The following is a 21,634-nucleotide window of genomic DNA, read 5'->3' as shown; positions in this document are numbered from 1 at the left end:
TGCAAATTCCTCTGCATTTATGCCCGGAATCGAGCCAGTAATATTCAAATGAATTCCAGTAATACTTAATCCTTCCATTGTTAGAGTTGCTTCAGTATCTAATTTATTAGCGGTAATTCCTTTTGCATTAAGCATAGATGTAACTGCCATTGTAAAACACCCTGCGTGTGCTGCTGCTAATAATTCTTCAGGATTTGTGCCTTCTTCTCCTTCTTCAAAACGGGTTTTGAAACTGTAATTTGTATTTTCAAGAACACCACTTTGTGTAGACAATGCTCCTTTTCCTTCTTTGAGATTTCCTTCCCAATGTGCTTTTGCTGTTCTTATCATGATTTTTTTTAATTATTGTCCTTTATCTTCTTCTAAGTCATTGTGATTATCTCCTCCAATGCTATAAGAGTTATTTTCTTCGTCCTCGCTTCCAATATTTTCTTGTTCATCATCGAGTTCAGAACCGGGAACATCAAGATCATTACCCGATTTGTCTTGTTTGAAATTCTTTTCGTTCCAAGTTAGGTTTTTATCAATTTTGATAATTTCTTTCTTTTTAGAAATATTTTCTGGATCGATATCAAATTCTTTATCAAATTTTTTATAAATATCTTCGCTTTCTGGATATTTAGGATAACCATCTTTGTTTTCTAATTGTTCGTTTGCTGCTTTCGGAAATTTTTCTTTATTTTTCATTGTTATAAAAATTTTAAGTTTTTTTTAATTCTCCTTCTTCATTTAGATTTTTTTGTTTGTCGTAGTATTCATATATAGTGATATCTCCGCTAAAATATCTTTTTTGCAAAATATCAGAAGCTGTGTATCTTTTATGTCTTCGAGAGGTATTGTAAGGAAATCCCAAAATCCAAATTAATAAGATTACCCATAAAGCCCACCAAATAATATTAATTCCCAAATGATAGTTTTCGTAATACATAAAATTTGTTTTAATTAATTAGTATAATTTTTCTAACTCAAATATCTTCGCAATATCCAAGCAGTGCTTTCGTGTTGTTGTAAGATTTTAGTCAGCAAATCGGCACTTCCTGCATCGTGACATTCGTCTGAACAAACATCAATATCTTTGCGTAATTCGGCAATTATCATTTCGTGATCTGACAACAGTTCCGATATCATTACTTTTTGAACGGGGTATTTGTTTGGATGTTCGACAATTCTAGATAGTAATGTAAACTCGTTCATTGTACCGATGGTTTTGCTTCCAAGTTTGTTGATTCTCTCGGCAACTTCGTCGATAATAATTTCTGATTCAGTATATTGTTTTTCAAAAAGTTTGTGCAACTCCATAAAACTTTCTCCTGCAACATTCCAGTGAAATTTTCTGGTTTTGATGTACAATGTCATTTCATCTGATAAGACTACAGACAATAAATCGATGATTTTTTTTAAGTGAATTTCGGATATTCCAATTTTTGGTATCATAATTTTAAGATATTAAGGGTTGATTTATTGATTTGAAAAATGTTTCTAAACGCAAAAGATGTTCTTGAGTAAATCTTAAATGCTTGGTCAATGCTGTAACTATTTCAGACGTTTTAGCATTTTTAATCATTGTAGGTAATGTCTCGTTGAGTTCTTTTTCTGAATTGTATATAGTCATTAATTCATTGATAAAAATATTACAATGTTCGTCAGAAGAATCATTATCTAGACTTTTAAAAATATGGTTGTTTAAAATCATTTGTTCTAGTTTTCGTTGTTAATTGCTAATTCATTATTTACCGAAACAACTCCAAACGTGTTCCAAGTAATTTGCTCAATTTTGTCTTTTTCATCGTATGATTTTACAATACCTTTAAGTGTAACTTCTTGTCCTAAAACACTAATTGATATATTATTGTTAAAATTTGTATCGATAGAATTAGAAACTATTTCTTTTAGAATATCATCGGTTGTCATCTTTATGAATTTTAAAACTTATTACAAAGTTGTTTCATATTAGCGATAAATGTGTTGTACAACTTTTTGAATAAGTTGCAAAATTCATAGTGTTTTTATTTCTAATAATTTAACAAACGCATACCTATATAAACTACAATGCCAATTATGATAAAATAGGAAACAAAAATGGCTAGTATTTTATTAATTCCAAATCGCTCGGTTAATATTTTTACAGGATAGTTTAGTATTTTATAAATGACTAAAAACAGTTCTCTTTTAGATTGCTCTCCCTTTATAATAAAGCTCTTTGCGCCATTTCTAAATGCATCAATTGCAATACCAATATCCTCATCAGAGGAAAGAATAATGACTTCTGTTTTTGGATTTATTTTTTTAATTTCGAGTACTAATACATCAGCTTTTTCTCCTTTTAAATCATAATCAAGAATTGCGATTGCCGTATTAGCATCAACTTTATTCAGAAGGGTTTCGCTATTATCAAAAATTGAAATTCTAAGTGAATTTTTGAATCTGTTTTCTAAAAAAGCAACAATTCTATTTGATGATAATGGGTTGTCTTCTAAAAGAAATAAATTTTGAGTTTGTGTTTCCATGTTATTGTTTTTTATAATGAATCATTATCGCCAAATTCATTCAGCTTTTTTTTAATTGTATGTTTAGAATTTGAAGTTTTTGTTTTAGAGTTTAATTCCTCTTTTTTTTTCTTAGCATCACTTTTTTTAGGCGCTATTATTTGTGTTTTTTTAGCTGTCATAACTTTGATTTTTAAATTTTAATACTTTGATTTTTATTTGATTTTTTAGAGTAATTAATTTTTAATAACTTAGTTGTTTTTTCATTTTTAACGAAATATTTCTCCATTGTTAACCTTGCCATTAAATAACTTACTGTTGATTCTGCACCTTGATTTAAATTGATATAAGTATCTTCTAAACCATCATAACAACCACCCGTGCAAGGATTATATATAATTTGCTTCAAATGATTTTTCCCCAAAAACCAATTGAAAGCTATTTCCATTTTTTGCAGAAAATCTTCTTCCTGAAAAGCATCATAAAATTTACTTAAAGCAATTATTGAATATGACACGTCAATAGGTTGTTCTCCTCCAATTTGTTCATTAGATGATTCATTATTATTTTGCAGCCAACCTTTATTAGAAACTACTTTTATAATATTGTTTTTGAATATTTTAGACAATAAAAAATCGAATGAAGTTTTAGCAATTTCTTTGTAAATTTGGTTGTTAGTTGCTAGAAAAGCACATAACATAGCTTCAGGCAAAATGCTATTTCCGTAGGTTAAATAACTTTCAAACCAATGCCAGTTTTCTTTATCTTCGTGTTTATACATTTGAACTAGTTTATCAGCTAAATGCTTCAAAATATTTACATTATCTTCAGAATGATTTTTAATATTATTGTAATAAATTCCTTTTATAATAAATGCCATGGCTCGTGGAGAATGAATTTTACAAACATTCCCTAATGATAATTGCAATGTTTTTTTAGCATTCTCAGCTAATTCAGCTGGTAATAAATCACTTATTGAAACCAAATATCCCAAAGCCCAAATGGCCCTACCGTTAGAATCAGCAAGATTTTCAGAATTCTGTTTTGTGAACTTTTTATGCACATCTACATAATTCAAAAAATAACCTTCTGGTTGTAAACAATATTTTATGAAATTGAAATATTTGGTAATATAGTCTATATCATTTTTATCTTTTTTAAGTTCTAAATGTTGACAAATGGAAACTAAAGCTCTTGCATTATCATCTAAAGTATAGCCAGAATTAATATCTGGTTGATTGATAATTGAAAACTGAATCATGGCAAAATCAGTAGTCAAATTTTTTATGTGATTCAAATTTATTTCTGGAATTTTATAATGCAATTCAAACTTTTGATTACTAATTTGTTCAAACAAAATGGCATGAGAAATGGCTGAGTTTTCCCAAGCAGTTGGAGCCAATTTGTGAATTCCATTAGAAGAAATGTTTTTTCGTAGTTGTTCATCGTCTAGCAAATTATTAACCTGTTCGGCTAATTGTTGTGCATTTTCAAAATCAATAATTATACCCGTTCCATCATTTAAAACCTCAATAGCATGCGGAATTGGAGTTGAAATTATGGGGCAGCCACAACTAATGGCATACGAAAAAGTACCAGAAACTGCTTGATTTCTGTCTTTTGATGTGAATAAATAAATATCCGTCAATTGTAAATATTCTAACAATTCGTGCAACGGTAAATATTGATTAACAAATTGTACATATTTATTCAATTGCAAAGCATTAATTCTGTCTTCAAGATTTTTACGATATTTTTCTCCTTCAATTTTCACAACATTTGGATGTGTTTTCCCAATGACTAAAAACAAAACTTCCGGATGTTTTTTCACAATTGTTCTTAATGCATTAATGGAAGTTTCAATACATTTACCTGAACTTAATAATCCGAAAGTTGAAATCACTTTTCTGTCAGCTACATTGTATTTTTCTTTTAAAACATCTTTATTTGAATGTTCTACCAAATGTGTTCCGTGTGGAATGACCGAGATTTTACTTGCATCAATTTGATAATCTTCTTGTAGTATTTTTGAAGAGTTATTCGTCATTACAATAAACGAATTCGTACAATGATTTATACTTTGAACCATTTTTAACAACGCTTCATCAGGATTAGGTAAAACCGTATGAAAAACAACAATTATAGGTTTATTTATAGTTTGCAGTAATTGAATAAAATCATTTTCATTTGTTCTGAAAAGTCCAAATTCATGCTGAATTAAAACCATCGAAATATTGGAGTTGTCATTGATGTTTTTAGCCAATTCTATATATGATTTTGAATTGTCGGTTTCTAAAACATAGTTCACATCATTAGTGTATTTATGTTTTTCGAACTCCGATTCTAAAGCACAAATTTTAATATCAAAAGACTTTGTAAATTTATTATTCAGTGCAAAAATTAAATCTTGAGAATACGTGGCAATCCCGCACTCGCGAGGTGGATAAGACGTGATAATTAAAATTTCGGGTAAAATATTTTTATTCTTCATAATTTGATATTATTTTAAATTGAGCATTAATTTTGACAACAATTCGGATAAAGAAACAGATGCACAACCAATTCGAGTATCGGCAGCGCCATAATAAATATATAAAGTGTCATCTTGAACTATTGCTCCAGATGGAAAACAAACATTGTTTACTTCTCCTTTTATTTCCCAATCGAGCTCTGGTTTAAATAGTGGATATGGTAATCTAGCAATTTCTTTTTGTGGGTTTTCTAAATCTAATAATGCCACACAAGCACAATAAACATATCCTTTTACGGTATCATGAACACCATGATAAATAATTAACCAACCTTCTTTAGTTTCTATTGGTGGACAACCTGCTCCTAAATAACTTATTTCATGTTCGTATTTTGGAGCCAACACGATATAATCTTTAAATTTCAGTAAATAATTTTGCCAAAAATCTGTTGTTAGTTCACTAATTTCGTTTACACAAACTATTTGAATATCTGGTTTTATACGATGTAAAAAATGCAATTTTCCATTAATCTTTCTTGGAAAAAAGACCACATTTTTATCCCATACTAAAACCTTTTTACCTTTTCGTTCTCGAACCCTGTCGTGTTCATTATAGCGTAAATATTTCTCGTTTAGTTTTCCTTTGGTTTCTGCCAAACGTTTAAACTCATCGAACATCATTTGAGGAACAATAATTCCGTGTTTTTCCCAATTGATTAAATCCGAAGAAGTAGCCAATGCACCCAATGCATTTACACCATCAAAAGCACAATATGACAAATAAAATAGATCATTTATTCTGACAATTCTACCATCTTCTACTCCGTGTTCTTCGTAATCAAATTGAGGAAAAATTATAGGCATATCCATACGCTCCGCAACCTGTAATGGTGTTTTAAATTTTGCATATCCAATACTAGAATAATTGCCTTTTGCAACTGCACGATAAAAAACATGAATAAAATCTCCATAATGAATTACGGCAGGATTTAGTACACCTTCCCATTCAAAACCTAATGGTAATTTTTCAAGAACAATTCCTTCTTTTTTAACTTGTATCATGATATATGTATTAATATTTCTATTATTATCAATTGTTTAAAGGTCGATTTGTTAGCGTTAAAAAAGTTATATAACTATGATATTATCTTATATAATTCCGATATTTTTATTTTTGAGTAATAAAAAATGCCAACCATTTCTGATTGACATTTTTATGTATTACTACAAAATAATTTTATAAAAATTTATTCTTTAGCTTCTGAATTTTCTCTGCTTTTTGCTCCCATTCTGTTTGTTTTAAACATTGGTGCTAATTTAAATTTAATAGAAGCAATTTTCCCATTATCTTCAGATGATAATCCTTCTTTTTCAACTGTATTTTTTCTAGCATCTAAAGCTTCATACATTAATTTTATTTCATCATAATCTTCTCTGGTAAAGTCGCCTTTATTCTTTTTATATGAATCATAAAAATTGCTATATACTAAAAGAATATTATCTTTGTTTACCCAAGCAAAACTCATATCGCTACCTATCTTACCTGCTCCAAATAATCTGTCTCTTAACAATTGTGAAGGATTGGCATTAACTGTTTTTGCAACTTCTCCTGAAGTTGGTTCTGCTTCCGATTTGGTTAATACAATAACTTTGTACTCATCATATTTAGCATTTGAGGCATCTATTTTTGCCTGAGATGTTGACTTAACATCTTCATCAAGGTTTGACAATGCATCATTTGCATTTGTTTTCTTAATTTCAAAATCTTCAGAAATCATATCCCAATTTGCTTCTCTATCTTCAGCAGAAACAGTTTTTAAAGAATCTACATAACTTTCTAATTCGCTAATTCGTTTATCAGCTAATTCTTTTTCTTTGTTTTTACAAGAAACCATTCCTAATAGAATCATTGAAAATAATCCAAATTTTAATACACTTTTTTTCATAATAATTAAGTTTAAATATATTTAATTAAGTTTAAATATTTAATGTAAATCTAATCTCATAACGAGCGCAAGTTGTTATATAATTTATTTTTTTAGTTGTATAATTATGATGGAATACAAAAGATGGCTGTCAAAATTGACAGCCATCTTAACCAAAAACAAAACTAATTATAACCTTTATTTTTAATAATTTGTTTTCAATTCTACTCTTCTATTTTTTGCTTTACCTAAAGATGTATTGTTAGTAGCAACTGGTTGGGTTTCGCCATATCCAATAGAAATTAATCGAGCATCTGAAATGCCTTTTCCAATTAAATATTGTCTAACAGATTCTGAGCGTTTTTGAGATAAAGTCATATTAAAATCATCTGCGCCAACGCTATCTGTGTGTCCTGCAATTGTTAAATTTGCTCCTTCATATTTGTATAATATTTTTGACAACTCATCTAATTGTGATAATGACGCTACTTTTAGTTTGTCAGAATTATTTTCGAAGAAAATTTTACTTCCAATATATGTTATTCTAACAATATCAGCTTTTGCGATTTCGGGACAACCTTTGTTTTCTGCAGTTCCTTTAACGTTTGGACATTTATCATCTAGATTAGCAATACCATCGCCATCTGTATCTGGACAACCTTTAAGAGCTATAACTCCAGCAACATCGGGACAACGATCCATATCATCCATAACACCATCATTATCGCTATCTATTGGACAGCCTTTAGTGTCTACTTTTGTACCAGATTTAGTATTCGCACATTTATCATCGATATCGGCAACGCCATCATTATCAGCATCTGGACAACCGTTTAAAGCAATTGTTCCTGCTTGATTAGGACATTTATCACTAGCGTCTGCAATTCCATCTCCATCAGCATCTGGACAACCGTTTAACGCTTGTGGACCAGCTTGATCTGGACAATTGTCTAAATAATCATAAACACCATCGTTGTCTTTATCTAATGGGCAACCTTTTTTATCGACTATTACTCCAGCTGGAGTTTCGGGACAATTGTCTATTTTGTCAGAAACACCATCATTATCAGAATCTTTTGAATGGCCAATATTATAAGTTAATCCAACCATATGTGTTAGATAGGAGTCTTTACTTTTGAAATCAGTTGTACCATTATCTACTCCGTCACGTCTATCTTTGTTAGAAAATAAAAATGTTTCTTGTAAATTCAGCATAATTTCTGGAGACAATCTAAAATTGATACCTGCACCAGCTGATGGCAAAACATAATCATATTTTTCTTGATGAAAATTAAGCTGATTATCAAACAAGATAGCGCCAACTCCTGCAAATACATAAGGTCTGATTACATATTCTGGTGCTACGATATTGAAACGTAGGTTTATCGAAGCCGCATTAAAATCGGATTTAAAACCTGCTGTTGTTCCGTTATTATATCCTATTGTTCCTTTAGATAATAATAAGTTGGCATCAAATAATTTACCTAAATATCGGGATATTGATAATCCTCCAAAACCATACATAGTATTGCCAGTTTCGTACCAATCGCGACCTAAATCTCCGTTATATTGTGTTACGCCACCATGTAGACCAATATTCCATTTTTTATCTTCTGTTTGTGCCCTTGATGCAAATGTAAATCCGATACATATACATAGAAATAGTAATTTTTTCATTTTCTTTTTATATTTAATTGTTCGGTACAAAGTACAGTCAGGTATAAAAGTTTTGTGTTATATAACTATTGATAAAAGTTGTAATATTCACATAAATAGGATTGTTATCAATTAATCAAATATTTACGGCACTTACAAAACCATCAAGTTTATCTTTTTATTCAAAATACTGGTTGTATAATTTTATCATAAATTTGTATAAATCCAATATTAGAACTTTAAAATTTTTCTGGAATATTGTATTCTATTTTTTGAATTTCAAATTTTGCATAACAATATTCAACATCATTTAATTTCCAAAGTGCTTGATCAGAAAACGGAATTTTTATATTATTAATCTCTTTATAATTTGACATTCTGCAAATCCATTTTTCTTTTCTAGTCTTGGTCATGAATCGATAGCTTTCCATTGTGGTGATTTCGCCAATTGCATTAAAACTGACAATAAACTCAAACGAAACAGCCTTAGAATGGAATAATAATTTTGCGGAATTTTCATCGATTGCTGTCCAAGAAACTTTATCCGATGGTAATAAATTAGTTGGAAACCAAACACTCTCGGCTAACCAACGTTGCAATTCACCATTGTCATAATTGGTGCCTTTTGCATCTACAACATTATAAATATTGAATAACGTTGCAATTAATCCACCTTTTTCATCAATAAAAAAATCACGAGCGGTGAACATTGAAGTTACTCCTTTCCAGATGAATTGTGGTTTTTTTGTCGAAAAATATTGCTCACCCGTAATTTTGATGAAGTCTTTTTTTAAATCCGTTTTAAAGAATCCATCATGAGTCAATCGAACAAAATTTATGTAAGGTTGTCCCTGTTTTAAAACATAGTTGAAATAACGTTGCACAGGTTCTGGCAAACCTTCCAATTGCTTGATTGAAAAACTTCTATTGGATTTTTCGACATTAGAAAATAATTTTTCAACTTGATTTTTGAATCGTATTGAAAAATAGATTTTTCCGATTAGTAAGATCAAGACAATTATTGCCAAAATTATTAATGTAGTTTTCATCTATTCTTATATCAAAAAGTGAAAACAAAGTTTGTTGCTTTTTGTGAACTGTTGGTTGTGAAATTTTATTTTAAAGTTGTAAAATTCCTGTTTTATCTTTTTTATATTGATCTTATTTTAGTGTGAATTATGTAATAATTAGAATTAGTTGTATAACAATTTTTAAGAATAAAATAATGAACCTTTACTATAACATTCAATCCTAAATTATGAAAAAGAAAAATAAAATACAACCAATAGAAATAGATGGTATGCTGTACCAAAAAACCAACGAAGATTTTAATAAAGAAAAACTAGATCCACTTGACCCAGTGCAAAAAAAAGATAATCCAATTCAACAAGAACAAAAGATAAAACTTTTTGAAAAAGCATGTAAAAAATGATTAAAATATTTGCTAACTTCTAAATCTTAAAAAATGAATTATACTGTAATAATAATCTTAGGCATTTTTGCACTTGGTTTAGTGCTATTTACAATTATTCGTAACCTAAAAGATAAAATGAATTTGGAACAAAAAATGAATAATGATTACCCAAAGACAATTGATGAAAAGGGAGATATAGATGAAGAAGAAGATTTATAAACACCAATTATATGACTAAATGAAAAGTATAGTAGGCAGAACATTTACCAAAAACAAAATACAACTCATACAAAGTGGTAAATCCTATTTTGATTTACTAATAAAACTTATAATACAAGCTACCGAAAGCATACACATACAAACTTATATTTTTGATGATGATGAAACAGGAAACTTAATTGTAGATGCACTAAAAATTGCGGCTGCTAAAAAAGTGAAAATCTATGTATTAGTTGATGGATATGCCTCTAGAAATCTATCGTCAATTTTCATTAAAAACTTAAAAAAGCAAAATATCCATTTTCACTTTTTCGAACCATTTTTTAAAAATAATAATTTCTATTTTGGACGAAGATTACATCACAAAATGATAGTAGTAGATGCAAAATATGCTATAGTTGGCGGAATGAATATCGCCGATAGATACAACGATTGTCCAAATATTAAGGCTTGGTTAGATTATGCAGTATTTCTAGAAGGTCCAATCGTAAAAGAGCTTTATGTGTTGTGTTTGAAAACTTGGAATGGTTTTAAAGTCAAACGAAATTTAAAACCATCCGAAGAGGAAAATATAACTTTTGAATTTAAAGAAAATGAAAGTTCATTATGCAAAATTAGTCGAAATGATTGGGTAAGAACAAAGAATGAAATATCAACCACTTATAAAGAAATATTTGAAAATGCAGAGCAACAAATTACCATTATTTGTAGTTATTTTATAGCTGGTAGAACTATAAGAAAGCAATTGCGATATGCAATAAAAAAAGGTGTAAAAGTTAGATTAATATTAGCCAGCCAATCTGATATGAAAATTGCTAAGTCGGCAGAGCGTTGGATGTACGATTGGATGCTTAGAAAAAATATTGAAATATATGAATATCAACCCACTGTTTTACATGCAAAAATGTGTGTGGTCGATGAAAGTTTTGTAACCATTGGTTCCTTCAATATTAATGACATCAGTGCTTATGCCAGTATTGAATTAAATATTGACATTGATGATCGTACATTTGCCAAAAAAGTTACTCAAAATTTAGATACAATTATCAAAGAAGATTGCATCCATGTAACTGCTGCAATTCATCACAAAACAAATACTATTTTTAAACAGTTATATCATTGGACTTGCTTTAAAATTTTTAGAATAACATTTTTCTTATTTACTTTTTATTTCAAACAACGAGAATAATTTCAATTATTAATTCAATTGCCTTTCATTCTTTCAAAAAGTGACTCAACTGTTTTTTCATTCCAGCCTACAAATCTACCACGCTGTACTACCAGGGTATTATCATAAGGCTCTTGCAAAAAATAATGAAATACAAATTTTCCTTTTGGATTTTCCCAACCTTTCATTTGTCCAAACCGTAAATCATTGAAAACAAGCGTGTCGTTCCATTTTTCTATGGTATAAAAGTTTTGAGAAAAACGTTTTAATTTATATAAATTTTCTTTGTTTTCTATCGTTTCTAACAAATCATTGTTACGAGCAAAATAGGTAAAGTTCATTTTCTTTGTAGTGTCAAAAATTGATTTAAAACCAACGTAAAAACCCTTATCATTTCCTGCAACTACATACCATAAACTATTTTGAAAAGGTGCTGGAGTTGTTAAATATTGTGTGTAATTAATATTTTGTTGTTGTAATGATTGTTTTACATCAGCATCAATTTTAATTTTTATTGCAATGCAAATCAATAAATAAATGCCTGTAAAACCCAGTCCAAGTCTCCATATTTTTTTTCGATAAATAGTGTTTTTTCTAAAATAAATAAATGCCAAACAAGCCAAACCAGACCATATAGAAAATAATGGATCTGCCACATAAATCATATTGAATGAAAAGCGTTTATGACTAAACGGTTCTAGCCAACCTACACCATAATTATTGAATGCATCTAAAAAAATATGTCCAAAAATAACTGTACCAAAAAATAGCATCCAATGTTTTAAACTGATGTTATGTGGTCTGTGCCAATATTCTGCAGCCAAAGCAAATAAAGGTGCAATGATAAGGCAAAATAAAAAAGAATGTGTAAATCCGCGATGAGCCAACAAGTTAGACGAAGTATCCATCCAAAAAGAAGCGATGAAATCTATATCAGGAATGCTTTGTGCTAGAGCTCCCCACAACATAGCTTTTTTGCCAAGCGTTTTACCCGCAAATGCTTCGCCCATGCAGGCACCGAGAGCTATATGTGTGATTGAGTCCATTGTGTTTTTATATAATTTCTTTCAATAAATCATCTAAATCCAAAACGTGACTGAACATTATAATTGTTCCATCAGGATTGTAATTCCAAAGTTCTTTGGGTCTATCCCAATACAATTCGACGCCATTATTGTCGGGATCATTGAGGTAAATGGCTTGTGAGACGCCGTGATCTGCTGAACCTGTTATGGGATAGTTTTCTTGCAATAATCGATTATAAATTGTGGCTAAATCTTTGCGAGTTGGATATAAAATTGCAGTGTGAAATAAGCCAACACCATCTTTGCTTGCCATTGGATGATCTTCACTATACCATGTATTAAGCCCAATATGATGATGGTAACCACCAGCCGAAATAAATGCCGCTTCAGTGCCATACATAGTCATGAGTTCAAAACCCAACAAATCACAGTAAAATTCTAGTGACCGTTTGATATTAGAAACTTTTAAGTGAACATGACCTATTTGGGTTTGGGTTGGGATTTTATAATTTGTACTCATTTATCATATATATTTATATAAAATTAACTTTTATAAATCCTGTCTATTTCTTTAGATAATTTTCTGTCTTTTTCTGTAATGCTGTCTTTAGCATCGTGCGTAAATAGTGTTATTTCAACTTTATTATACACATTACTCCAATTGGGATGATGATTCATTTTTTCTGCTGCAAACGCTACCTGAGTCATAAAGGTAAAAGCTTCTATAAAGTCTTTAAATTCAAAACTGCGTTTTAATTGATTGTTTTCTTCTTTCCACATAATTTTATTTATTACCAAATCACATTGCAATGATATTATTATGAATTTAAAAATTCAAGTAAATCAACGTTTAATTTATCCTTATCTGTATAAAATAATCCATGTGGAGCATCTTCATAGATAATAAATTTACTGTTTTTAATTAATTGTGCTGTTTTTTCAGACGAAATTTCAATGGGCACAATCTTGTCTGCATTTCCATGGATTATTAAAGTGGGCACTTTCATTGAAAGTACTTCTTGACGAAAATCGGCACTAGAAAAAGATTTGGCACATTCTGTTGTTGCATATGGCGAAGCAAAAGAGGCGAGCATTCTATAATATTCCAATAATGGCTTACTTAAAACGGCATTAATATCACTTATTCCAAAAAAGTTTTTACCAAATTGATCTAAAAACGCTATCCTGTCTTCAATAATTGCCTGCTGTGTAGCCTCATTTTTTTCTTTTGTACGACCTTGTGGATTGTCTTCGCTTTGCGCCAAATAGGGGATTATTGAAGAGACAAGTATTGCTTTAGAAACATTTTGACCAGCGTGTCGACTAAAATAGCGAACTACTTCGCCACCGCCCATAGAAAAGCCAACGAGAGTTACATTTGTTAACTCCAATTGGTCGATTATTGATTTTAAATCATCTGTTAAAGTGTCGTAATCATAGCCATTCCAAGGTTGAGAAGACTTTCCAAAACCTCGACGATCATAGGTTATTACTCTGAAATTATTGGCTACCAAATTTTCAATTTGATATTCCCACATTTCGTTACTAAGTGGCCAACCGTGTATTAAAATTACAGGATTTCCATTTCCATAATCCTTGACATACAAGTTTACGTTTGGTGCTGTTTCTATAAATTTATCAGTGAATTGTTCTTTTATTGAAAAAACGAGATTATTGATTGATTCATTTTTATTTAATTGTTTGTTTTCCATAATAAGTTATTTTTTAGTTTTTTTATCCAATCCTTCTGCTTCGCTCAGTGCAATGGCGATAGCTTGTTTTGGATTAGTGACTATCGTTTCCGTTTTACCAGAATGCAAGTCGCCTTCCTTAAATTCGTGCATTACTTCGCCAACTTTTTTTTGATGAGGTGATAGTTTTTTTTGTTTTGATTGCTTCATAATTTCTATTTATTTCAAATTTTAAATTCTTAAATCTAATCTGGCAAATTGGTTTTTCGCTATGCCTTTAAAATTTCTATCATAATTGCATAAATAGACAAACTAATTATTGATGAGAAAAAATACAAAACCGACATTATTGAGTGTTACATTTATTTCTAATTTTTTTAAAGGCTTTTCCAAAATTTTCTATAACATCTATAATGGTCATAGATTCTATTGATTGTTTTTTTAAGGTAATATCTACAGCCAATCCATGAATACAAACACCCAGATTTGCCGCATGTAGCGATGTATATCCTTGTGCTAAAAATGAAGTGATTACGCCAGTTAACGCATCGCCTGAACCACCTTTTGCGAGACCAGCATTACCAGTTGTGTTAAAAAACAATTTTTCGGCTGATACGATTGCAGTACAATGGTCTTTTAAAACAATAATAATATTGTGTTCTTTTGCTTTTAGAATTGCGGTATTTAATCTGTCAGCTTTGTTTTTATGGATACCAAAAAGTCTATCAAACTCCCCAATATGAGGCGTTATGATTGTTCCAATTGGAATTTCACTCATTATTTTTTTATTATTTGAAATGATGGTTAGCGCATCTGCATCTAGCAATAATGGTTTTTTAAAATGTGTCAAAGCATAAATCAGTAACTCTTCGGAGAAAATATCAATACCCATTGCAGGTCCAATTCCAACAGCCGAAAATTTATCAATATTGTGTAGGTTTTCCTCTCTCATTATGACCATGACTTCTGGAACTGTAGTTTGCAAGATACAACGTTCTTCTGCTGGCACACTTACCGTAAGCAGTCCCACACCTGTTCTTAATCCTGCTTTTGAAACAATTACTGCAGCACCAATATTTCCTTTATGTCCAGCTATCATTAGTGCATGACCATGATCTCCTTTATTAGAAAACGCATCTTGTTTATTTAATATGGAATTAATGTATTTTATTTTTAATTTATTCATGCCGTAAAAATTATCCGTTAAAGATTTATTTTAAATTTGACTCCTTCTTATTCTTAAAAGTATAAGACAACCCAACAGAAGCATAATGGAATAAAGCAAAATTGTAAACTTGATCATTTTCTGCACCTCCTTCCAGAATCCGATACCCTGCACGAACTCTTATGTTGTCTGACAACTTATAGGTTGTAGCAATCAGAACATCTTCGGCTCTGCCTTGAGGTGCAGCAAGTGCATCTCCATCAAGCAATATCCCTAATTTGTTATTAATATTCCATAATAGTCTGAAATTTATAAGTGATACAAATCCCACGTTGGTTTTCTCAGCTACTAATTCAGAAGAAGAAATTGCAATTTTAGCATCTCTGATTTTTGCCGTGAGTCCTAAGCCAAACTCAAGCCTAGATTTTTGAATAATATCGTATCGGTATGTCAGCCTGTATGAATTGAATTTATAGGTTCCAATAATTTCAGTATTGGCTGGGAATACTGCGCCTTCAAAGAAAATATCTTTTGTTACACGACCCTCAGATTTTGTTTCGAGAGGCGCATACAATAGGGAAATTGTATGACGGGATTTTAAAGTGTAACTCAATCTTATTCTGTAAAATAATTCTGATTTTGTGGTCAAATCGTCTTTTAATGAAAAGAGCGTACCTTGATTACCCGGAACACGAACATCATTATAACCTGTAGAAACAATGCCTGTTTCAAAATCAATTAAAGCCTGAGCTTTCGCATTTGATAAAACTATACAGAGTAGTAACACCATAGTTGTTGAGAAAATTTGTTTTTTCATTTTCTTTGTTTTTTCTAGTAGTTAAATAGTTATAAAATTAGATTTAAACAACCAATAATAGTTTCATAATTATTTGTTTAAGTTTTAAGATTATGATGTTTTTAATTCCAAAAAATCACATCGTTTTTTCTGTTGCAGTAGGAACTTCAACTTTTGCAATAGCAGTTGGCGGAATTATTCCAGAATACATTTTGGCGTAAGCCGCAGTAAATTCAGCACCAAAAAACAGAATCATTGACGAATAGGAAACCCAAAGCAAAATTAGAATTATGGAACTAGCTGCACCATAAATCGAGGCTGGCTCTGCTTTTCCAAAATAATAGGCCAAAGCCATTTTTCCCAATGTAAATAATATTCCTGTAACCAAAGAACCCAACCAAACGTGTTTCCATTGGATTTTTGCATCGGGTAAAATCTTGAAAATCATAGCAAATAATGCAGAAATTACTAAAAGTGAGATTATAAAATTCAAGATTCCATAAATAGTCATCATCAATTGAGTACTTTCAAATTGAATGTAATTGCTAATGGCTACCAACGCTGTTGAAATTACCAACGAAATGGTCAATAAAAAAGCGATAGCCAATATTAATCCGAATGAAAAAAGTCTGGCTTTTATGATGAGCCAAATTCCGTTTTGTGGTTTTACTTTTACATTCCAAATTAGGTTTAATGTTTTTTGAAGTTCAACAAAAACTCCTGTTGCACCAAGTAATAAAATAGTTATTCCTACAATTGAACCCCATATAGTCGATTTTTCTGCTGTCGATTTAGATAAAATTTCTTGAATTTCCAAAGCAGTTTCTGAGCCAATTGTTTCAGAAATTTGTGCCATTAAATTTTGATTTACAGTTTCAGTACCAAAAAAATATCCTGCAACGGCGATAATTAAAACTAATAATCCTGGAATTCCAAATATGGCATAATAGGCGATAATGGCACTTTGCCTGAACGGATCTTTGTCCCACCATTCTTTGAAAGTAGTTTTAAAAAGTTTGCCTAAATTTTTTAAATTATGTTTCATTTTTTAATTTTTATGATTTTTTTTATTTTCTCAACAAACTCAATTTCTTTTTTAGGAACAACAATTTCACCTATTAAAAATCCGTAAGGTTTCATTGGTTCGATATGGTCACAAACAATTTTGAACATAGCCGTAAGCGGAATAGCCAGAATAATACCCGGAATTCCCCAAAGTAATTCGCCCAAAACCAATGCTATGATTGTAAATAATGAATTGATTTTTACTTGTGAGCCTACAATTAAGGGTTCTAAAACCCAACCTTGAATGAATTGTACGATACCGTAAACAATCACAATTCCAAATAATAATTGAGTATCTGCACCGTTCATAGCGGCAATTAAAACCGTTAAAGTGGTACCCGTAATGTTTCCTACAAAGGGTATAATTTCTAACAATCCGCAAAGAATGGCAAAGAAAATAGCATTTTCTACTCCTATAATACTAAAACCAATGCCGTACATTACCCAAAGTAAAAAAATCATTTTTGAAAGTCCAATTAAATATTGTTGAGAAACAGTAGCCACTTTTTGAATAATTTCTTGCATTTCTGCTTGCTGTACTTTTGGAGTTATTTTTACCAAAAAGTTTTTAATGTGATTGCGATAATACAACAGGAAAATAAAATATACTAATAACAAAATACTACTTGACAAAAAGCTGGTCATGGAACCCAGCATTACTTGTACCATATTTCCATAAGATGGTTGTTCGCTTTTTAAAATTTTGTCCTGTTCAGCAATGGTCAAATTGAGCGTGTCAAAAATATATTTTTGAATTTTGGTTCCAGCCTCGATTGCTTTTTGTTTTAAAACTTCGATGTCGCTAATGAGTTCCGAAATTTTGTAACCTAAAAGCGTAATTATCATAAAAATTAATAGCAGTAACCCTAAAAGAGAAATAAAAACGGCTATTCCTTTTGGAATTTTTTTCTTTTCCATCCAATTGCAAAAAGGCAAAAATAAAGTAGCCAAAATAGCACCAATGCACAATGGAATCAAAAATTCTTGTGCAAAATACAATCCTGAAAACACCAGAAAAAGCAACAATATTTTTTTTATAACTAATGATAATGAAGTTGTCATAGTTTCTATTTTTTTAGTAGTTTCAATAATTTTTCAACGTCTTTTTTTTCACACAACGCTGATCCTAAATTCATAGTTGTAGCTGTTCCGCAAGCAATCCCATATTGCAAACATTCCTGTAAACTCAAATTATTCGATAATCCAAAAACGATTCCTGCCACCATACTATCGCCTGCGCCAACAGTGCTTTTTACTTTAACTTTTGGTGGTTTTATTGTAATAGTTTCGTCTTTTGTTACCAACATTGCTCCATTTGCTCCAAGCGAAATAACTATAACCTCGCAGCTCTCTTTTTGAATTAATTCTTTAGCTGCAACTTCAATATTTTCAATTTTTAAATCTTCAATTTCTAATAAAATCCCTAACTCTTCGAGATTGGGTTTTAGCAAATAGACACCTTCATTAACAGCATTTTTAAGAGCCTCTCCCGAAGTATCAGCAATAAATTTTGCATTATTTAATTTTGCTATTTTAGATAATTCTGCATAAATATCTAACGGAATTCCGGGTGGTAAACTACCGCTAGCAATAATATAATCAACATCTTTACTATTTTCAATTGTTTTTAAGCAATCTTTCCATTCGTTTTCGAAAATTTCGTTACTTGGCATTCCAAATCGAAATTGCTTGTTTGTTGATTCATCAAGAATTACAAAATTTTCTCTGGTTTCGTTTTTGGATTGAATGCTTACAAATGGCACTTTTTCGTTTTCTAATAAATGATTAAAAAACATTCCAGTATACCCTCCTGACGGGAAAATTGCTTTAACATCGCCACCCAATCTGCTGATAACTCTTGCCACATTTATGCCTCCGCCTCCAGGTTCAATATTTGCTGCCGAACAGTGCATTTTTATATCTGGTTGCATTGCAGAAATCGAAGCACTTTTGTCTATACTTGGATTGAATGTTATGGTTATTATTTTTGACATTTTTGAAAGTTTTAATTGAGTTTCGAAATGCTAATTGTATCTAAATGTTTTATTTAACAAAATTTCGCTTCCATAATTTCACCAATTCATACCAAATTACAGATGTAAAACCAACGCCAATTGCAATTGATAATTGAGCCAAATTTAAATGTTCAAATTCAAAGAAACTTGTAAATGGTTTTACATAAAGTAGTAATCCAGTTACAGCTATTGTAATTCCAATAATGATTGGAACCAAGTTGTTTTTATACCATAAAGTGGTAAAAATAGAATAGTAAAAAGAACGATTGACTAAAGTTAAAAATATATTGGCAGTTACTAAAACCACAAAAATCATTGTTCGTGTTGTTGCTTCATTAAATCCTTGATAAATAGCATATTTATAACAGAATAATGTTCCAACTGTAATAATCAATCCTTGAATAATACTTGTTGAGAGTTCTTTCCAATTGAAAAAAGTGGTCGTAAATGGTCGTGGTTTTTGTAACATGGTATTTTTTTCGATAGGTTCGTTTTCATACACAATTGAACAAGTTGGCCCCATAACCAATTCTAAAAATATGATGTGAATTGGCGAAAAAATATTAGGATACAACCAACCCAAAGCCAACGGAATAAATACAGTGAGAATTATTGGAATGTGAATAGAAATTACAAATTGAATGGCTTTTTTGAGGTTGGCATAAATTTTTCGACCCATCGAAACGGCAAAAACCATTTTGGACAAATCGTCGTTTACAATAATTAACGATGCCGCTTGCTTGGCAATTTCTGTTCCTTTTTTGCCCATAGCAATTCCGATATGTGCTGCTTTTAATGCTGGACCATCATTTACACCATCGCCCGTCATGGCTACAATTTCTTTATTTGCCTTGAGTGCATTGATGATTTTTAGTTTGGCTTCTGGGAACATTCTGGTAAATAAATTGATTTCTGAAACTTTCTTTTTAAGTTCCTTATCAGATAATTTTATTAGTTCATCTCCAGAAATACTATTTTCATATCCAATAAATCCTATTTGTCTGGCAATAGACGAAGTCGTTTCGGCATTGTCACCCGTAATTATTTTTACTGCAATTCCTGCTTTATAAAAATTTTGTAAAACCGAATGAATATTCTTTTTTGGTGGATCATAAAATGCCAGTAATCCTTTAAATTTTAATTTGAATTCTTGTTGTGTTTTTGGATAATTTTTGCCTTCAAAAATAGTTTCTCCAACTGCCAAAATTCTATAACCTTCTGTAGATAATGATTTTATAGCTTCTAAAATTTGTTTTTTCTCGCTTGCCGAAAGTTTAGCAATTGCCATTATAGCTTCCGAACCACCTTTTGCGGCAACAATTCGATTTCCAGATTTGTTCTCGAAAATATGCGTCATCATTGGAGGTTTGCCAGATAACGGATATTCGTGTATCATTTTGAAATGCGAACGTTCGTCTTTTTTGATAATTTTTGAATAGGTTTCGTGTAACGCTAATTCCATTGGATCGAACGGAATGGATTCGCTTGCAAACATTGAAATTGTAATTAATTGCATTTCAACATCAGATAAATCACTTTCTAAATTGGTAATTTTATTAGCTTCCAAAGTGAAAATTTTTGCTAAACTCATTGTGTTTTCTGTAATTGTACCTGTTTTATCAATACAAATTACGGTGGCACTTCCTAGTGTTTCTACAGTTTTCATTTGCTTGACAATGATGCCTTTTTTCATCATTCGCCAAGCACCAAGTGCCATAAATGTGGTAAAAGCAATTGGAATTTCTTCAGGTAAAATACTCATTGCCAAGGTTAATGCTTTGAGTAAACTGTCAAATAAATTGTACGAATGAAAATAATTAATTGCCCAAACTATCCCGAAAACTATTGCGCCAGCAATCGCCATTTTCTTTACAAAATTTCCAATCTGAATTTCTAATGGTGTTTTTTCTTCTTTAATACTTTCCAGACTTTTGCCTATTTTACCCAATTTTGTTTGGCTTCCAATAGCTGTGATTGTTGCAATTGCCAATCCGCTTGCGACACTTGTACCTTGAAAAATAAGATTGTCTTTTGTGGCTTTATCTTTGGCAACCGACATAGATTCACCAGTTAAAATCGATTCATTTACCGAAAAATCGTTTGAATGTTCAATCGTTCCGTCTGCCGAAATCGATGTACCTTCTTCAACTAACAAACTGTCTCCAATAACTAATTGTTCGGTTTTTATTTCGATAATTTTTCCATTTCTGATTACTTTGCAGTTGGGTTTTGTAAAATCTTTTAGTTTGGATAAAGCGTTGCGACTTCTAGCATTTTGATACGAAGAAATTAAAGAAACCAATACAATTGCCGATGCCAAAAATAGTGCGTCAGCAGTTTTTCCGCTTATAAAATAAATAATCGAAGCGACCAATAACAGCAAAATCATTGGGTCTTTTAGAAATTTTAGAATTGAATTAAAAAAATGATTTTCTTCTTTGAAAACAACAGAATTTTCGCCGTGTTTATTTCTTGATGCAATCACTTCTTGATTTGATAAACCTTTAATATTAAAGTTGTTTGTTGTCATGATAGTATC

At 30.7% G+C, this 21,634-nt stretch carries 27 protein-coding genes; 3 read left to right on the top strand and 24 right to left on the bottom strand.

Annotated elements, in window-relative coordinates:
- From ACHZC3_RS03570 to ACHZC3_RS03510, 13 genes are all read right to left on the bottom strand, one after another.
- A partial coding sequence (locus tag ACHZC3_RS03570) for an OsmC family peroxiredoxin (RefSeq protein ID WP_394758506.1) occupies positions 1-330 on the bottom strand: 330 nt, incomplete at its 3' end.
- Positions 331-342: 12 nt separating this feature from the next.
- Positions 343-687, bottom strand: coding sequence for a hypothetical protein (locus ACHZC3_RS03565; RefSeq protein WP_394758505.1), 345 nt, complete (start codon positions 685-687; stop codon positions 343-345).
- 13 nt (positions 688-700) lie between these two features.
- The gene (locus tag ACHZC3_RS03560) at positions 701-928 is read right to left on the bottom strand and encodes a hypothetical protein (protein WP_394758504.1); all 228 of its coding nucleotides are present in this window, start codon (positions 926-928) and stop codon (positions 701-703) included.
- A gap of 32 nt (positions 929-960) precedes the next feature.
- On the bottom strand, positions 961-1,434 hold the full coding sequence (locus tag ACHZC3_RS03555) for a Dps family protein (protein WP_394758503.1): 474 nt from the start codon (positions 1,432-1,434) through the stop codon (positions 961-963).
- A gap of 4 nt (positions 1,435-1,438) precedes the next feature.
- Positions 1,439-1,693, bottom strand: a complete 255-nt coding sequence (locus tag ACHZC3_RS03550) for a DUF892 family protein (protein ID WP_394758502.1) — start codon at positions 1,691-1,693, stop codon at positions 1,439-1,441.
- 5 nt (positions 1,694-1,698) lie between these two features.
- Entirely contained in the window at positions 1,699-1,911 is a 213-nt protein-coding gene (locus ACHZC3_RS03545) for a BON domain-containing protein (protein ID WP_394758501.1), read from the bottom strand.
- Between the two features lie 101 nt (positions 1,912-2,012).
- Positions 2,013-2,507, bottom strand: coding sequence for a response regulator (locus ACHZC3_RS03540; RefSeq protein ID WP_394758500.1), 495 nt, complete (start codon positions 2,505-2,507; stop codon positions 2,013-2,015).
- Positions 2,508-2,518: 11 nt separating this feature from the next.
- On the bottom strand, positions 2,519-2,668 hold the full coding sequence (locus ACHZC3_RS03535; RefSeq protein ID WP_394758499.1) for a hypothetical protein: 150 nt from the start codon (positions 2,666-2,668) through the stop codon (positions 2,519-2,521).
- An 11-nt stretch (positions 2,669-2,679) separates the two neighbouring features.
- Complete coding sequence (locus ACHZC3_RS03530; RefSeq protein ID WP_394758498.1) at positions 2,680-4,977, bottom strand: glycosyltransferase; 2,298 nt, start codon at positions 4,975-4,977, stop codon at positions 2,680-2,682.
- A 9-nt stretch (positions 4,978-4,986) separates the two neighbouring features.
- The gene (locus ACHZC3_RS03525) at positions 4,987-6,018 is read right to left on the bottom strand and encodes a pesticidal protein Cry7Aa (protein ID WP_394758497.1); all 1,032 of its coding nucleotides are present in this window, start codon (positions 6,016-6,018) and stop codon (positions 4,987-4,989) included.
- A 185-nt stretch (positions 6,019-6,203) separates the two neighbouring features.
- Positions 6,204-6,902, bottom strand: a complete 699-nt coding sequence (locus ACHZC3_RS03520; RefSeq protein ID WP_394758496.1) for a hypothetical protein — start codon at positions 6,900-6,902, stop codon at positions 6,204-6,206.
- A 183-nt stretch (positions 6,903-7,085) separates the two neighbouring features.
- Positions 7,086-8,558, bottom strand: coding sequence for a thrombospondin type 3 repeat-containing protein (locus tag ACHZC3_RS03515; protein ID WP_394758495.1), 1,473 nt, complete (start codon positions 8,556-8,558; stop codon positions 7,086-7,088).
- Between the two features lie 218 nt (positions 8,559-8,776).
- Positions 8,777-9,586, bottom strand: coding sequence for a DUF6544 family protein (locus ACHZC3_RS03510; RefSeq protein ID WP_394758494.1), 810 nt, complete (start codon positions 9,584-9,586; stop codon positions 8,777-8,779).
- 209 nt (positions 9,587-9,795) lie between these two features.
- Between ACHZC3_RS03510 and ACHZC3_RS03505 the strand changes: the two genes are divergently transcribed.
- The 3 genes from ACHZC3_RS03505 to ACHZC3_RS03495 are packed head-to-tail and all read left to right on the top strand — an operon-like array spanning position 9,796 to position 11,359.
- A complete protein-coding gene (locus ACHZC3_RS03505) occupies positions 9,796-9,969 on the top strand; it encodes a hypothetical protein (RefSeq protein WP_394758493.1) in 174 nt (57 codons plus the stop codon).
- A 33-nt stretch (positions 9,970-10,002) separates the two neighbouring features.
- Entirely contained in the window at positions 10,003-10,170 is a 168-nt protein-coding gene (locus ACHZC3_RS03500; RefSeq protein ID WP_394758492.1) for a hypothetical protein, read from the top strand.
- A 19-nt stretch (positions 10,171-10,189) separates the two neighbouring features.
- Entirely contained in the window at positions 10,190-11,359 is a 1,170-nt protein-coding gene (locus tag ACHZC3_RS03495) for a phosphatidylserine/phosphatidylglycerophosphate/cardiolipin synthase family protein (protein ID WP_394758491.1), read from the top strand.
- A gap of 14 nt (positions 11,360-11,373) precedes the next feature.
- On the opposite strand, the gene ACHZC3_RS03490 is transcribed toward ACHZC3_RS03495, so the two are convergent.
- The 11 genes from ACHZC3_RS03490 to ACHZC3_RS03440 form a co-directional block, all read right to left on the bottom strand.
- Positions 11,374-12,384: a metal-dependent hydrolase gene (locus ACHZC3_RS03490; RefSeq protein WP_394758490.1), complete on the bottom strand. Its 1,011-nt coding sequence runs from the start codon at positions 12,382-12,384 to the stop codon at positions 11,374-11,376.
- Between the two features lie 7 nt (positions 12,385-12,391).
- Entirely contained in the window at positions 12,392-12,883 is a 492-nt protein-coding gene (locus ACHZC3_RS03485; RefSeq protein WP_394758489.1) for a VOC family protein, read from the bottom strand.
- Positions 12,884-12,906: 23 nt separating this feature from the next.
- On the bottom strand, positions 12,907-13,143 hold the full coding sequence (locus ACHZC3_RS03480) for a 4a-hydroxytetrahydrobiopterin dehydratase (protein ID WP_394758488.1): 237 nt from the start codon (positions 13,141-13,143) through the stop codon (positions 12,907-12,909).
- A gap of 38 nt (positions 13,144-13,181) precedes the next feature.
- On the bottom strand, positions 13,182-14,075 hold the full coding sequence (locus ACHZC3_RS03475) for an alpha/beta fold hydrolase (RefSeq protein WP_394758487.1): 894 nt from the start codon (positions 14,073-14,075) through the stop codon (positions 13,182-13,184).
- Between the two features lie 6 nt (positions 14,076-14,081).
- A complete protein-coding gene (locus ACHZC3_RS03470) occupies positions 14,082-14,264 on the bottom strand; it encodes a DUF6496 domain-containing protein (protein ID WP_394758486.1) in 183 nt (60 codons plus the stop codon).
- A gap of 136 nt (positions 14,265-14,400) precedes the next feature.
- Positions 14,401-15,240: an NAD(P)H-hydrate dehydratase gene (locus tag ACHZC3_RS03465; RefSeq protein WP_394758485.1), complete on the bottom strand. Its 840-nt coding sequence runs from the start codon at positions 15,238-15,240 to the stop codon at positions 14,401-14,403.
- 25 nt (positions 15,241-15,265) lie between these two features.
- Positions 15,266-16,036: a hypothetical protein gene (locus tag ACHZC3_RS03460; RefSeq protein ID WP_394758484.1), complete on the bottom strand. Its 771-nt coding sequence runs from the start codon at positions 16,034-16,036 to the stop codon at positions 15,266-15,268.
- 115 nt (positions 16,037-16,151) lie between these two features.
- On the bottom strand, positions 16,152-17,060 hold the full coding sequence (locus ACHZC3_RS03455; protein ID WP_394758483.1) for a YihY/virulence factor BrkB family protein: 909 nt from the start codon (positions 17,058-17,060) through the stop codon (positions 16,152-16,154).
- Positions 17,057-18,142 carry an AI-2E family transporter gene (locus tag ACHZC3_RS03450; RefSeq protein ID WP_394758482.1) on the bottom strand — a complete coding sequence of 362 codons (1,086 nt, stop codon included), beginning with the start codon at positions 18,140-18,142 and terminating at the stop codon, positions 17,057-17,059. The genes ACHZC3_RS03455 and ACHZC3_RS03450 overlap by 4 nt, the downstream gene beginning before the upstream one ends.
- Positions 18,143-18,147: 5 nt before the next feature.
- On the bottom strand, positions 18,148-19,074 hold the full coding sequence (locus ACHZC3_RS03445; RefSeq protein ID WP_394758481.1) for a 1-phosphofructokinase family hexose kinase: 927 nt from the start codon (positions 19,072-19,074) through the stop codon (positions 18,148-18,150).
- A 49-nt stretch (positions 19,075-19,123) separates the two neighbouring features.
- On the bottom strand, positions 19,124-21,625 hold the full coding sequence (locus tag ACHZC3_RS03440; RefSeq protein WP_394758480.1) for a cation-translocating P-type ATPase: 2,502 nt from the start codon (positions 21,623-21,625) through the stop codon (positions 19,124-19,126).
- Positions 21,626-21,634: the final 9 nt, after the last annotated feature.

It is taken from the genome of Flavobacterium sp. (genome assembly GCF_043720215.1).
Lineage (GTDB): Bacteria > Bacteroidota > Bacteroidia > Flavobacteriales > Flavobacteriaceae > Flavobacterium.
Note: the sequence above shows the minus strand (reverse complement) of the source record. Positions and strands in the feature narration are given on the sequence as shown.

Bases quoted from the DNA above. Each gene is read 5' to 3' on its own strand.
- ACHZC3_RS03565 (WP_394758505.1), bottom strand. From the start codon at position 687: ATGAAAAATAAAGAAAAATTTCCGAAAGCAGCAAACGAACAATTAGAA.
- ACHZC3_RS03560 (WP_394758504.1), bottom strand. From the start codon at position 928: ATGTATTACGAAAACTATCATTTGGGAATTAATATTATTTGGTGGGCT.
- ACHZC3_RS03555 (WP_394758503.1), bottom strand. From the start codon at position 1,434: ATGATACCAAAAATTGGAATATCCGAAATTCACTTAAAAAAAATCATC.
- ACHZC3_RS03550 (WP_394758502.1), bottom strand. From the start codon at position 1,693: ATGATTTTAAACAACCATATTTTTAAAAGTCTAGATAATGATTCTTCT.
- ACHZC3_RS03545 (WP_394758501.1), bottom strand. From the start codon at position 1,911: ATGACAACCGATGATATTCTAAAAGAAATAGTTTCTAATTCTATCGAT.
- ACHZC3_RS03540 (WP_394758500.1), bottom strand. From the start codon at position 2,507: ATGGAAACACAAACTCAAAATTTATTTCTTTTAGAAGACAACCCATTA.
- ACHZC3_RS03535 (WP_394758499.1), bottom strand. From the start codon at position 2,668: ATGACAGCTAAAAAAACACAAATAATAGCGCCTAAAAAAAGTGATGCT.
- ACHZC3_RS03530 (WP_394758498.1), bottom strand. From the start codon at position 4,977: ATGAAGAATAAAAATATTTTACCCGAAATTTTAATTATCACGTCTTAT.
- ACHZC3_RS03525 (WP_394758497.1), bottom strand. From the start codon at position 6,018: ATGATACAAGTTAAAAAAGAAGGAATTGTTCTTGAAAAATTACCATTA.
- ACHZC3_RS03520 (WP_394758496.1), bottom strand. From the start codon at position 6,902: ATGAAAAAAAGTGTATTAAAATTTGGATTATTTTCAATGATTCTATTA.
- ACHZC3_RS03515 (WP_394758495.1), bottom strand. From the start codon at position 8,558: ATGAAAAAATTACTATTTCTATGTATATGTATCGGATTTACATTTGCA.
- ACHZC3_RS03510 (WP_394758494.1), bottom strand. From the start codon at position 9,586: ATGAAAACTACATTAATAATTTTGGCAATAATTGTCTTGATCTTACTA.
- ACHZC3_RS03505 (WP_394758493.1), top strand. From the start codon at position 9,796: ATGAAAAAGAAAAATAAAATACAACCAATAGAAATAGATGGTATGCTG.
- ACHZC3_RS03500 (WP_394758492.1), top strand. From the start codon at position 10,003: ATGAATTATACTGTAATAATAATCTTAGGCATTTTTGCACTTGGTTTA.
- ACHZC3_RS03495 (WP_394758491.1), top strand. From the start codon at position 10,190: ATGAAAAGTATAGTAGGCAGAACATTTACCAAAAACAAAATACAACTC.
- ACHZC3_RS03490 (WP_394758490.1), bottom strand. From the start codon at position 12,384: ATGGACTCAATCACACATATAGCTCTCGGTGCCTGCATGGGCGAAGCA.
- ACHZC3_RS03485 (WP_394758489.1), bottom strand. From the start codon at position 12,883: ATGAGTACAAATTATAAAATCCCAACCCAAACCCAAATAGGTCATGTT.
- ACHZC3_RS03480 (WP_394758488.1), bottom strand. From the start codon at position 13,143: ATGTGGAAAGAAGAAAACAATCAATTAAAACGCAGTTTTGAATTTAAA.
- ACHZC3_RS03475 (WP_394758487.1), bottom strand. From the start codon at position 14,075: ATGGAAAACAAACAATTAAATAAAAATGAATCAATCAATAATCTCGTT.
- ACHZC3_RS03470 (WP_394758486.1), bottom strand. From the start codon at position 14,264: ATGAAGCAATCAAAACAAAAAAAACTATCACCTCATCAAAAAAAAGTT.
- ACHZC3_RS03465 (WP_394758485.1), bottom strand. From the start codon at position 15,240: ATGAATAAATTAAAAATAAAATACATTAATTCCATATTAAATAAACAA.
- ACHZC3_RS03460 (WP_394758484.1), bottom strand. From the start codon at position 16,036: ATGAAAAAACAAATTTTCTCAACAACTATGGTGTTACTACTCTGTATA.
- ACHZC3_RS03455 (WP_394758483.1), bottom strand. From the start codon at position 17,060: ATGAAACATAATTTAAAAAATTTAGGCAAACTTTTTAAAACTACTTTC.
- ACHZC3_RS03450 (WP_394758482.1), bottom strand. From the start codon at position 18,142: ATGACAACTTCATTATCATTAGTTATAAAAAAAATATTGTTGCTTTTT.
- ACHZC3_RS03445 (WP_394758481.1), bottom strand. From the start codon at position 19,074: ATGTCAAAAATAATAACCATAACATTCAATCCAAGTATAGACAAAAGT.
- ACHZC3_RS03440 (WP_394758480.1), bottom strand. From the start codon at position 21,625: ATGACAACAAACAACTTTAATATTAAAGGTTTATCAAATCAAGAAGTG.